9 protein-coding genes and 1 riboswitch are annotated in these 12,113 nt (G+C 48.6%); of the genes, 3 read left to right on the top strand and 6 right to left on the bottom strand.

The window, feature by feature from the left end:
• Positions 1–4: 4 nt before the first annotated feature.
• Positions 5–2,182 (bottom strand): dihydrolipoyl dehydrogenase, encoded by a 2,178-nt coding sequence (gene lpdA, locus G5S52_RS04150; RefSeq protein ID WP_165011911.1) that lies wholly within the window; start codon positions 2,180–2,182, stop codon positions 5–7.
• A 501-nt stretch (positions 2,183–2,683) separates the two neighbouring features.
• On the opposite strand from lpdA, the gene G5S52_RS23615 reads away from it, so the two are divergent.
• The gene (locus G5S52_RS23615; protein WP_205743767.1) at positions 2,684–2,977 is read left to right on the top strand and encodes a hypothetical protein; all 294 of its coding nucleotides are present in this window, start codon (positions 2,684–2,686) and stop codon (positions 2,975–2,977) included.
• Between the two features lie 372 nt (positions 2,978–3,349).
• On the opposite strand, the gene G5S52_RS04140 is transcribed toward G5S52_RS23615, so the two are convergent.
• From G5S52_RS04140 to torC, 5 genes are all read right to left on the bottom strand, one after another.
• Positions 3,350–3,943 carry a TfoX/Sxy family DNA transformation protein gene (locus G5S52_RS04140; RefSeq protein ID WP_165011909.1) on the bottom strand — a complete coding sequence of 198 codons (594 nt, stop codon included), beginning with the start codon at positions 3,941–3,943 and terminating at the stop codon, positions 3,350–3,352.
• Positions 3,944–4,057: 114 nt separating this feature from the next.
• Positions 4,058–4,156: riboswitch (cyclic di-GMP riboswitch) on the bottom strand.
• A gap of 306 nt (positions 4,157–4,462) precedes the next feature.
• Entirely contained in the window at positions 4,463–5,473 is a 1,011-nt protein-coding gene (purR, locus tag G5S52_RS04135) for an HTH-type transcriptional repressor PurR (RefSeq protein WP_165011908.1), read from the bottom strand.
• A 475-nt stretch (positions 5,474–5,948) separates the two neighbouring features.
• A complete protein-coding gene (gene torD, locus G5S52_RS04130) occupies positions 5,949–6,596 on the bottom strand; it encodes a molecular chaperone TorD (RefSeq protein ID WP_165011907.1) in 648 nt (215 codons plus the stop codon).
• Between the two features lie 94 nt (positions 6,597–6,690).
• Positions 6,691–9,219 (bottom strand): trimethylamine-N-oxide reductase TorA, encoded by a 2,529-nt coding sequence (gene torA, locus G5S52_RS04125; protein ID WP_165011906.1) that lies wholly within the window; start codon positions 9,217–9,219, stop codon positions 6,691–6,693.
• 78 nt (positions 9,220–9,297) lie between these two features.
• Positions 9,298–10,461, bottom strand: a complete 1,164-nt coding sequence (torC, locus tag G5S52_RS04120; RefSeq protein ID WP_002535133.1) for a pentaheme c-type cytochrome TorC — start codon at positions 10,459–10,461, stop codon at positions 9,298–9,300.
• A 414-nt stretch (positions 10,462–10,875) separates the two neighbouring features.
• Between torC and torR the strand changes: the two genes are divergently transcribed.
• Complete coding sequence (gene torR, locus G5S52_RS04115) at positions 10,876–11,589, top strand: two-component system response regulator TorR (RefSeq protein WP_165011905.1); 714 nt, start codon at positions 10,876–10,878, stop codon at positions 11,587–11,589.
• A 23-nt stretch (positions 11,590–11,612) separates the two neighbouring features.
• Positions 11,613–12,083 carry a DUF2947 domain-containing protein gene (locus G5S52_RS04110; protein WP_165011904.1) on the top strand — a complete coding sequence of 157 codons (471 nt, stop codon included), beginning with the start codon at positions 11,613–11,615 and terminating at the stop codon, positions 12,081–12,083.
• Positions 12,084–12,113: the final 30 nt, after the last annotated feature.

The following is a 12,113-nucleotide window of genomic DNA, read 5'->3' as shown; positions in this document are numbered from 1 at the left end:
GTGATCAATCTTCCTTAATCATGGTTTGAGATTTGTTTGCACTGGATTCATTACGCATCCAAGTGTGGAACTTCTCTACCCAAGCGAGCAATCCTTGAGGCGCGTTATTCTGTTTCCAAACACCTGCGGTGTATTTGGTGGCCTCACTCATGGTTGGGTAAGGGTGCACTGTACCGAGGATCTTGTTTAATCCAAGGCCATGGCGCATCGCGAGGGTGAATTCTGCGAGCAAGTCGCCAGCATGTGAACCCACAATGGTAACACCCAGAATCTTGTCTTTGCCTTTAGGCGTGATGACTTTGATAAAGCCATGGTCTTCACCGTCTGCAATCGCACGATCCAAGTCATCGATACCGTAGTGTGCCACTTCGTACTCGATGCCTTGTGCAATCGCTTCTTTCTCATTGATACCGACACGGGCAACTTCCGGCGCAGTATAAGTCGCCGCTGGCATCACTGAGTAATCTGCTTTGAACTTCTTGAAATCACCAAACAGCGCATTCACTGCCGCATACCAAGCCTGATGTCCTGCAGCGTGGGTCAGCTGGAAAGGACCTGCCACATCACCCACCGCAAAGATGTTCGGGTAGTTGGTTTGCAGATACTCGTTCACTTTGACGGTGCCGCGCTCCGTGAGCTCAACGCCGATGTCCTCAAGACCAAAGCCTTTCGTGTTTGCGACGCGACCGAGCGCCAGCATCACATAATCAAATTCGATGACAACTTCTTCGCTATTGCGCTCAAGGTAAGCACGTTGAACGTCGCCGTCTTTTTCAAAACGTGTAGCTTTGTGGCCAAGCAGAATGTTCACGCCGTCTTCTTTCAGGCCTTTAACGACCAGCTCAGCAGCGTCAGCATCTTCACGGATCAGCAATTGGTCTGCCATTTCCACCAAGGTCACGTCTGTACCGAGGCGAGAGAAGCTTTGTGCCAGTTCGCTACCGATTGGACCACCACCCAGTACCAAGAGCTTCTTAGGCTGCTCCTGAAGCTCCCAGACGTTGTCTGAGGTCAGGTAGCTCACTTCTTGTAGGCCCGGAATACCCGGAACCAAAGGACGCGCACCGGTTGCGATAACAATGTTACGCGTGGTCAGGCGCTGACCATTCACTTCGACTTCCCATGGGGAGAGGATTTTCGCTTCGCCTTCGATACATTCCACACCCAGCTTGGTGTAACGCTCCACAGAATCGTGCGGCTCGATGTCTGCGATGACTTTGTGTACGCGGCCCATCACTTGTTGGAAATCCACGGTAGGTTCGCCAACGTTCACACCAAACTCTTGCGAGCGTTTGATTTCATGAACGGCGTGGCCTGCACGAATCAAGGCTTTAGATGGCACGCAGCCAGTATTCAGACAGTCGCCACCCATTTTGTGTTTTTCAATCAGGGTGACTTTGGCTTTTACCGCTGCACCAATGTAGGTAGTCACCAAGCCGCCAGCCCCGGCACCAATCGCTATCAGGTTGCGGTCAAACGTGGCTGGCTTTTGCCATTTGGCGTAGACACGACGCTTTTGAATCACGTTCATGATCATCTTGGCGATGATTGGGAACACACCAAGCAGAACCAGTGACAGCAACACACCCGGAGAGACAATGCCGCTTAGGGAATCGATTTGCGCCAGTTGCGTACCTGCGTTGATGTAAACCGCAGTACCCGGCAGCATGCCGATTTGGCTAACAATATAGAAAGTCGCTGTGCGAATTGGCGTTAAGCCCATCAGCAGGTTAATCAGGAAGAACGGAAATACCGGGATAAGACGCAGTGTGAGCAGATAGAAAGGACCATCTTTCTCCACGCCTTGGTTAATCGTCGCCAGACGGTCACCAAACTTGTTCTGAACCGAATCTTTCAGCAGGAAGCGACTGACCAAAAACGCAAGGGTCGCGCCAATGGAACTGGCAAATGAAACCATAAGCAACGCCCACCAGAAACCGAACAATGCGGCACCGAGCAGTGTAGCAATCGCCGCGCCGGGCAGTGAGAGTGCGGTCATCGCGATGTAGACAACGAAATAGATGATGCTTGCTGTAACAAAGTTACTCGCGATGGTGTCTTTTAATGCTTCATGCTGGGCCTTGGCGTTTTCAAGCGTAAACAGTGCGCCGAGGTCGAAGGCAAACCATGTGACAAATATGGCTGCAATGACAATGAGAACAGCTAACTTCTTTGTGTTCATTTCTGATCCTTTATAAGTGACGTTGTTCCACGAGTCTGTTCAATCGAAATTTGGATAACAGCGTTGCTTAAAGCACAGTTCTAACTATGGCAAAAGTTTCCTTTTGTCTGGACGAAATGCACTTCATTACCAAAGAGTTAAACAGGTTTATTGCCAAAACTGTGACCTTGGGAGTAAACGAGGTTCAGTTTGACGAAAGCAATACGTGGATTTGCGCGCTTTTCCTTTTCCTTGCTTGTGGGATATGACCGACAGGTACTGGGAAAAATTACAAACTACTTCAATTTTTTCGATGTTATATGTCCAAATATGTATATAAAAAGCCGTCGAGATAGGACTAACTATATGATAAAAAAGGGAGTATATGGGATTGAATAGAGTCTGGATGTGTCAATGAAGAATCACAAGTTGAATTCATAGACAGTATTTAGTGTATTGAAGTACCAAAATACCGAGAGGGATGAGTGCCAGCGTCGTTGCGCCGCCAATGTGGTAGTTACGATGCCAATAGCAGCGTTGAGCAAAACTGTTCAACTTCAGGCCCCAAATCACAACCAGAGCGTTGATACCGCAAAAGAGGATAACAATGATGGTGAGAAACGAGGGGTCAAAGGTGCCGTGCGTATTTGCTGCATAGGAGGCTGCGGGAAAAAAGAAGCAAAGAAAAACCGTCCACTTGAATCTGCGCGGCCATTTTCTGAAATGGTCGCGGAAAATTCTGTCTATTTGGTCTGGAAACGGCTTTGTGTAGTGCATTTTTCTGTTGCCATTTGTCTGTCTTCTCTTTTGGCATAGTTCAGATTTGCATGCACTGGTAAGCGGGCAAGGCTCTTGTGTGTCTCATATGTGACATATGTCACAAAAATGATTTTAGGAGTGCTTTGTTGAGGTTGATTGTACGACAGTCAAAATCATCGGATTTTCATCAGTTTTCTCTGACAAAGCCTTATCAAATAAGCAATGGTTCATGACGTGACTTTCCATTATCTCTCTCCAAAACAGCATCAAATCGACAGGAAATTTGTAAATTAGTACGGATTTACAGTATGGAATATCAGAAAGCAAAACAGCCAACGGCGGAGAAGGGCACGTTGGCTGTTTCTATACACAAACACGCTGAATCCTGCATCTTCAGGTTGTTTGGGTATATAACGAAGTAATTGTGGATTACTGTCGAAGGGTCTCGAGCAACTCGTTTCTGCGTTGGGGCGTGATCACCGACCAATGCTTGCCTTCAATCGCACCTTCCAGCGCCCAAAGTAACTCCAGGCTTAACGTATCGTTGTGGGATTTTTGTAGTGCTTGATAAGCACCTACTGCGCCGGCACGTTGAAGCTCTTCGACGGATTCAATACCTGCTTTTTTCAGCATACGTTCCGTCGCAAGGCGAAGGTTCGGAAGATCTTTGATACGTGAAGGCGCCGCAGTCTTCTTTTCTTGCTGGTCTTCTCTGGCAATAGCAAGGGCTTTGGTGGCGTGGTCCATCATTAGGCCGGACTGATCCCACCAATCTTGTGGTACGGCGTAGTACTTAGTGACAACTGGGAATCCACGCTTCTTATAGACGTAGGGTTCCATATTCAGTGCTTTGAATTCTGTTTCGTTGGCTGGGCCAGCGCGAAGATGAAGCTGGTTATTCACGACAAGTGCAAACATTGTCTCGTCGCAGAAAACACCAAAACCGCCAAACATAGAGCGCGATTTCATTTTGCCCAGACATTCGAAGAACTTCAGTGTGTTTTTTAGGGTTGGTTTATCCATGTGACTTATTCTCAATCAATACGTTCCTGGATGAATGGTCAAGGAGTAACGTAGCAATGCTAATTCAGAGAATTGTCAACGCACCGGGCGAACCGGATGTGAAATGCTAACGTCATCGGTAGCTCCGCTACCAACACCTGATGAATATTTTCAACGGTGTGAGGCCGGAAGCTTTGCGTCCCAGGCTTTCGCCTTGGTTTGCCTTTTTCTTGACGAGATTTAGCTTAACCGAATCGCGTCTTTTTGTCGTTATTGCTGGTCGAACAAAGTGTGATCTTAGTTCAGAACGAACTCTATTGATTTCTTTGTAATTATTCCGTTCTCTTTGTTATTGAAGAAATTTCGACCATCGCACCCCTTTTACAGTATGAAATAAGGGTAGCACTAGAAATCTGGGCATTTTATTGATTTTGAGGTTCGTCGCAATAACAAGATGCATTTATTTGGAAAACTTGTCAGTAAAAGAAAAGCCTGAGCGTAAAGCTCAGGCTTTTTGGTGACATTTGCGACGATTTTGGGCTATGACTGATTTAAATTTTTTACAGAGCGTCGCACAATCAATTCAGGCTGCATTTCAAAAATCTGTTGCTGGTTCTCTTTGTTTGCCAGACGTTCCATCAGTAGCTTAATCGCCGTTTTGCCCAAACGGTTTTTAGGCTGGTGAATTGTCGTTAACGGTGGCGAGAAGAAGCCAGCTAAATCGATGTTGTCATAACCAATGATGGAAATGTCATTCGGCACATCCAGACCCGCCTGACGGAAGGTACTGATCGCAGCCAATGCCATAATATCGTTAAAACAGAATACGGCAGTAGGGCGGTCATCCAGCGCGACAAGCTTATTTGCGGCTTCTACCGCAGAATCACATTCGAAATCCGCTTCTACAATCCAATCCGGGTTGTAAGTCAGACCTGCTTCTTCCAGCGCTTTGCGGAAACCGTCCAGACGCTCTCTACAAGTCAGCTTATCCATCTGGCCTGAGATACAGCCAATCTTGGTATGACCGTTTTCAATAAAGTGTTTAGTGGCAATGTAGCCACCAAGCTCTGCGTTGTCCTGAATGCAGTCAGTGTTGATGTGCTGCGTACCCCAGTCCATAACTACCATTGGCAGATCCTGCTTCTTCTCAAGCAGAGAAAGCAGTTCTTCGTTCAGATCAGAACACATGACAAGCAAGCCATCCACGCGCTTTTCCGCCAGCATACGCAGGTAATCGCGCTGCTTGGAGAGATTACCTTCGGTATTGCACAGGATAAGCGTGTAGCCTTCGTTGTAGCAGTATTCTTCTACACCATGCACCACTTCTGCGAAGAATGGGTTGGTTGATTTGGTCACCAGCATGCCAATGGTGCGGGTAGAGTTGCACTTCAAGCTTCTAGCCACTGCGCTTGGTGCGTAATTCAGTTCATCGACTGCTGCCCATACTTTCTTTGTCGTATTCTCTGCAACAAAACGTGTCTTGTTGATCACGTGCGAAACTGTTGTTGTAGAGACACCGGCGAGTCGAGCGACGTCTTTAATTGTTGCCATTCGGTAATCTTCTTATCGTTTTCATTGGCAGCCTCTGTCATATCGGACTGCACAAGTTTACGCCGCTTAACCGATCTGAATGTTTTCGATTCAATCCGACGGTATAAGCGGCGTATCAGGTTCGTTCAAATTATGTGTGCTTTCTTTCTCTTACTGACGCGTAATCTGACGCAATGCCCAAATAGTCTGAGCGTTATTGACGCAGAGGAGAAGAAACGCGCGAGGCACTTACATGAGTTTGTTGCAAGATTTCAGAAAATTCTCAATGCCAATCGCTTGCGTTCACAGTTTAATGTCAATGGTCCTACGCCGCAATTATTGTGTCTTAGAGACGTGCATAAGGTTGATGCGCATCATGCTAACCACATAGTGCGTACTTTCAGTTTCAGCTAACTGAGCGCCAGCTTGGTGATTTTGAACGGTTAGAAACAAAAAAGCCGGGAACAAGCCCGGCTTTATAACAGTGTGCTTGCGATTATTCGCCTTTCAGGAAGGCTCTATCCAGTTTGATAAAGGACACCAGCAGATTTGCTGCCGCTTTATAGAAACCGAACTTGTCGAACTGATGCACGGTTTGCTGGAACTGCTCAATCCAAGGCAGCATCATGGTTTCCAGAAAACGTTGCTGCTCTTGCATCATCGCTTCCTGCTTTTCCTCACCTGTTTCTTTGTTCGCGAGGATCACCAGATTGCCCATAAAGTCGAGTTCTACCGCCAAGTGATCAAACGGTTCATTGAAATCTTTGCGCTGTGCAATGCCGTATTTATCCATCCACTGGCCCATTTCAACCGCAGGCTTGTCGTTCAATAAACCGGTTTCGCCAATGTACATGGAGGCATAAGGCAGGGCGCCTGACTTAGGTGTGCTCAGGAACAAGCCACAGAAATCTGCCGCCAATTCAAGCTGCGCATCTTCTCTGACTTTCAGTTTCGCCAAAGCGTCACGTAGTTCGGCAATCGGGGCTTTCAATTCGTCAGTCATCGCCAACACGGAGTAATAGTTATCCATGTCGCCGCCGTGATAGTTGTCCAGATCTTGCTGGGTCAACTCCGTCGCAAACAGTGAAGACATCCACCAGTAAAACTCGGCACGTTGTTCGTTAATGGCGATAAATTCTTGCATTGTCATTCCGTAAGTGAGGGATGTTTTTCGTTAATTCTAACCAGCTTAGAGTAAAAAAGGGCAGCCAAGCTGCCCTTTTTCTTCACACTGTCTCTTATGCGATATCCATCGCCGGGAACAGTGGGTTAACGTCGTCAACCGCGATAGGGCCGCTGAAGCCTGTCACTGCTGGCACTTTGCCGGTGTATTTCTCAATTTCAACCAGTGCAGTGTGTGCAGAGGTTGCTTGAGCCAGCTTAGAAGTACCGATATCAACGGTCAGCACGTTTGGATCGCCGTAGGTACACAGGGTACCTGGTTTGCCACCTTCCAGCGGCGCATACCATGCACCTTCGTGGATACGACATACGCCAGACATGTAATCGTCTGTTACCACTGCACCAGCCAGTACCTGACCGCGATCGTTGTATACACGCACGATGTCGCCAGACTTAATACCACGTGCCTTCGCGTCAGCAGTGCTGATGTAGCAAGGTTCGCGACCTGCTACCGCGTAAGTGCCGCGGTGGTCGTCAGACGAACACAGCTGCGAGTGCAGACGGTGGTTCGGGTGACAGCTTTGCAGGTGGATAGGGTACTGCTTCGACTTAGGACCACCGTGGCTACGTTCTACTTTTTCGAACCACATTGGGTGACCCTGACAGTCGTCGTAGCCCATGTCAGCGATAGTCTTACAGTAGATCTCGATCAGACCAGACGCGGTGCCCAGTGGCTCCAGATCCGGTTCTTTACGGAACGCTGCGTGACGAACCCACTCTGAACCTTCTGGGAATGCGATGAATTGCTCTTCTTCCCAGAATTTAACGAAGTTAGGCATGCGAACGCCGATACCACGACCTTGCAGACGTGCACCGTTGTAGATCTCTTCAATCCACTCCATCTTGGTCTTGCCGCCAGTGAAGGCTTCTTCACGACCGTAACGGGTACACAGCTCACGGAAGATATCGAAATCGTCTTTCGCTTCGAACATTGGCTCAACGATTTGTTTCATCGCGATGATGCCCTTGTTCGAGTGGTTACCGAACTGCTCGATGTCGTTACGCTCGTAAGTGGTGGTTGCTGGCAGAACGATATCTGCAAAGCGGCAAGTCGCTGTCCACTGGTGCTCAACGCTGACAACCGTTTCCAGATTACGCCACGCTTTGATCATGCGGTTACGATCCTGATGGTGGTGGAATGGGTTGTTACCACAGAAGATAGCCATCTTCATGTGTGGGAATTTCACGCTGTGGCCGTTGAACTGGATAGTGGTACCCGGGTTCTCGATACAATCAACGAAACGTGCAACAGGGATGTAGCTTGAGTAGCCGTTGTAGCTGCCGCTGTGGATTGGATCAACGCCAGTCACTGAGCTAAAACCAGACATCAGTGGACCCGCAGAAGTAATAGTACCTGCGTCGTTGTAGTGCCAACCAAAGCCAAAGCCACCGCCTGGAAGGCCGATTTGACCCAGCATGGCTGCCAGAACAACGATCATCCACGCGTATTGTTCACCGTGCTGCATGCGCTGCAGACACCAGCCCGCGATGATCTGGGTGCGGCCATTTGCCATGGTGCGCGCCAGTTCGCGGATTTGATCTGCAGGGATGCCACAGATTTCTGCTGCCCATTCAGGCGTTTTCGCTACGCCGTCTTTCTCACCAGTCAGGTAAGGAACGAACTTGTCGAAACCTGTGGTGTAGTCAGCCAGGAACTGCTCGTCGTACAGCTTCTCAGTGTACAGAGTGTGCGCGATTGCCAGCATCAGAGGTACGTCAGTTTGCGGGTTAACTGCAACCTGAGAACCGCCGAAGAACTTGTATGATTCGTTCTTCACCGGGTCAACGTGAATCACGTTGATTTCGCCTGCTTTTACTTTCTCAGCCAGTTGCTGGTAGTAACCGTAAACGCTGTGGTCTGGAACCAGCCAGCCCACTTGCAGGTTCTTGATTGGGTCAGAACCCCAGATCACGATGTTTTTCGCGTTTTCCAGAACCAGAGGCCAAGAAGTTTGCTGCTCATAAACTTCCATTGCACCCGCAACGTAAGGCAGAACAACCTGAGCAGAACCGGTCGAGTAGTCGCCCACTTTTGCCAGGTAAGTACCGTGTAGGCTGATAGCGCGCTGCATCATAGTACCGGCGGTGTTGAATTTACCGCATGACTGCCAGCCAGAGTGACCTGCGTACAGTGCGCTTGGGCCATAGGTGTTTTGAACACGCTCCAGCTCGTGGTGGAAGAAGTCCAGCGCCTGTGACCATGGCACACGTACAAATCGGTTGTCACCACGTTGTGAGGTGTCTGATTTCCAGCCGTGCTTCAGCCAGTCGATGCGTACCATCGGGTACTTAACGCGAGATGGGTTGTAAACCACTTCACGCACACCGTTCAGCATTGAAGTTGGATGTGGGTCGTTTTCAAACGCTACAGTGTCAACCCAGATACCGTTTTCAACTTTCGCGCGGAATGCACCCCAGTGTGAACCGTGGATAACTTCACCAGAGAAGGTGTTTTTCGCTTCAGTCGCGGCCATTGCTTTGCGTGGTGCCAGCAGGCTGGAACCAATCACAACACCCGCACTGGCGGTTAACATGCCAGAGAGAAAACGACGGCGGGAAATGCCTTGTTGTTTTTCAGTCGCCATGTAGAAGTCCTTATAGTTTTTAATTCATCAGGGCAGATGCACGAGGGCGCATCTGCCGCTTAGTATTCTTTTGGCCGATTAGTGGGCGCCTGCACCGCCGGTATCACTACCGTGGTTCTGCAGATACTTCAGCAGAGTGCGCTCTTCGGTCTTGCTCAGGCGGTAGTACGCACTCATCGCTTTCAGGCTTGAAATCCAGCCGTTTGCAGTGAAGTGGCCAGGGGCCGGTGCTGCGTGACAAGAGTTACAAGAAGATGCGTACATTTCTGATGCGTAGTCCCAGATAGGGTCAATGCTTTCAACCAGGTGATCTTTGGTGATGTAGGCATTCACAGCCACTTGTTTCCAAGCGATGTTGGTTGCTGGATCCACTTCTTCAGAAATCACAGTCTCAGTCGCTTTCACGTCACCACGAACGGTCGCCTTGAATACACGTTTACCCATGTACTCAGTCATCACGCGGCCTTTACCGTTGGTTTCGATCCAACCTTGAACACGCACTTTTAGCATGTCGCCTTCTTCGCCAACCACTTCTACTTCAGAAGCTGGCAGCAGCTGGCCTTCAACCTTGCCGTTTGCATCAGCGGTAGCAAACAGGCTCTTCTCTTCGATAGAGAACAGTTTCTTCGCGCCAGCAGGAGCGGTTGCGGAAGCAGTCAGGGTTTCGAATGTCTTACGGAAGCCACCGGCCATGTTTGGCAGTTCGTGAGCAATGCCTTTGTGACACTCGATACACGCCATATTTTCTTTCGCAGCAGGGATCATTTCTTTCATCGCCTGAACAGACTGCTTGTCGTGATCCATCGCTTCGTATGAGTGACAGGTTGTACAGGTCTTGTAGTTCTCGTCAGCCATGCGATCCCAGACTTTCTGGGCGAGTTCGAGTCTGTGTTCCTCAAACTTCTCTGGGGTATCAATCTTGCCCGTCACGAAGTGGTGGTAAACGTCTTTATAAGCGCCCATTTTGCGCCAGATTTTGCCTACGAAATCTTTAGGCTGGTGACAGTCTACACATTCAGCACGGATGCCTTTTGCGTTGCTGTAGTGAATCGACTGCTTATATTCCTCGTAGTTTTGCTGCATCGTGTGGCACGACACACAGAACTCGGTTTGAGAGAAGTAGTCGAGAGACTTGTTCATCACGACCACGCCGGCAACCGTGATGACAGCACCGATCAGAACCAGCGCAAGGATGGAGTACTTCGCGCTTGGTTTGTTCAGCTTCTGCAATAGCTTTTTCATAAAAGTGGATACACCCATAAAGTTTTTGTAGTTAGTGTTTGGGCCCATTCCGGTAGCGTGTTTGGAAGCAAGCCAGCGCACTATAGCTACATGTTTTTGATGCGTTATTTAGAGGTGGGCATAGTAGCGATTGGATATGAATATGGTTCATCTAGAAAATGAACAGGTGAGCGGAGAATATGAACAGATGTGAACAGAATCGATTGTTAACGTGAAATGTGGGCTTTATGTGCTTCTAAATGTCCCCAAAATGACTTAATTGTCGCCTATCTCGCAAAAATACCCTTGTGATTGTTAAAAAACATGGTTGATTTGGCGCACAAAAAATTGCAATAACCATGAGATAAATCAAGTTTGTTAGCAATTTAGGTGGTACAGTGCGCCTCCTCATGACGATATGTGAACAGGGTAAATGTGACGCATCACATCTTGGTCGTAGATGATGAAGCAGTGACTCGCACTATGGTGAGCGCGTACTTCGAAAAACAGGGATATCACGTCAGTCAGGCCGCTGACGGCAAGGAAATGCACCAGATTATGAATGAGCAGCACGTTGACTTGGTGCTGCTTGATATCAACCTGCCTGGTGAGGATGGGTTAATGCTGACGCGCCAACTGCGCAGCAAATCCGATGTCGGTATTATTCTCATCACCGCGAGAACTGACAGTATTGACCGTATTGTTGGCTTGGAGATGGGGGCAGATGACTACTGCACCAAACCACTTGAATTACGAGAACTTCTTGTGCGAGTGCGCAATTTGCTCTGGCGTATTTCCAAAGCGAATACTCAGCCTGATATGCAGAGTTCAGTAAAAGAAAGTGGTAACATCGTGAACTTCAATGGCTGGACATTCGACATTGAGCGCCGCGCACTGAGTAAAGGCGACAACGCAGTGAAACTCACCAAAGCAGAATATGAGATGCTGGTGGCGTTTACGGCGAACCGCAACCGTGTATTAAGTCGGGAGCGAATCTTGAATTTGATCAGCCATCGAGTCGATGCGCCAAATGACAGAACCATTGATGTATTAGTTCGACGTTTACGCAACAAAATCGAAGTTGAACCAAAAAAACCGCAAATGTTCATTACTGTCCATGGCGAGGGTTACATGTTCGCGGGGAGATAACTCCCGCGAATTCTGAGAGAACTATGAATTACATTCCCTTTGAAGAATACAAACGTAAGTGGATTTTCACGCACCAGTCTATGCCTGTTGCCGAAGAAGACCGCGAGCACATCAAACCGATGACCGAAGAACGCGGCGGGCAGCTATGGCGCGATTTTGTCAGCCAACAAAGCCCAACGCCGGATCACTTTGGTAAAGGCGACTGGGCGATCATGCGTGATGTGTGGGAGCAAGAATCTGACTGGCAACACCCTTGGGAAGAAGAAGGCGATTTGCCGGAGGACGTATTGGCGTTTTTCCCATGGGAAGACAATGCGGTGGTTTACTTCTGTTACGACAAAGGCAACATCGTTGAAACCCGCTGGGGAATGTTCAAGAAGTATTGGAAAAACTTCTTGTTCTATGATGACAAGCCACTGCTGATAGGCCGCAAACGCAAAGAAACGGCGATGTTCGAACAAAATGGCACAGTGAAGTTGGGTAAGCGCCCTTAGTTGCCTTAGTGCCAAACTATCAGATGTGAA

It is taken from the genome of Grimontia sedimenti, assembly GCF_011045095.1.
Classification (GTDB): domain Bacteria; phylum Pseudomonadota; class Gammaproteobacteria; order Enterobacterales; family Vibrionaceae; genus Enterovibrio; species Enterovibrio sedimenti.
Note: the sequence above shows the minus strand (reverse complement) of the source record. Positions and strands in the feature narration are given on the sequence as shown.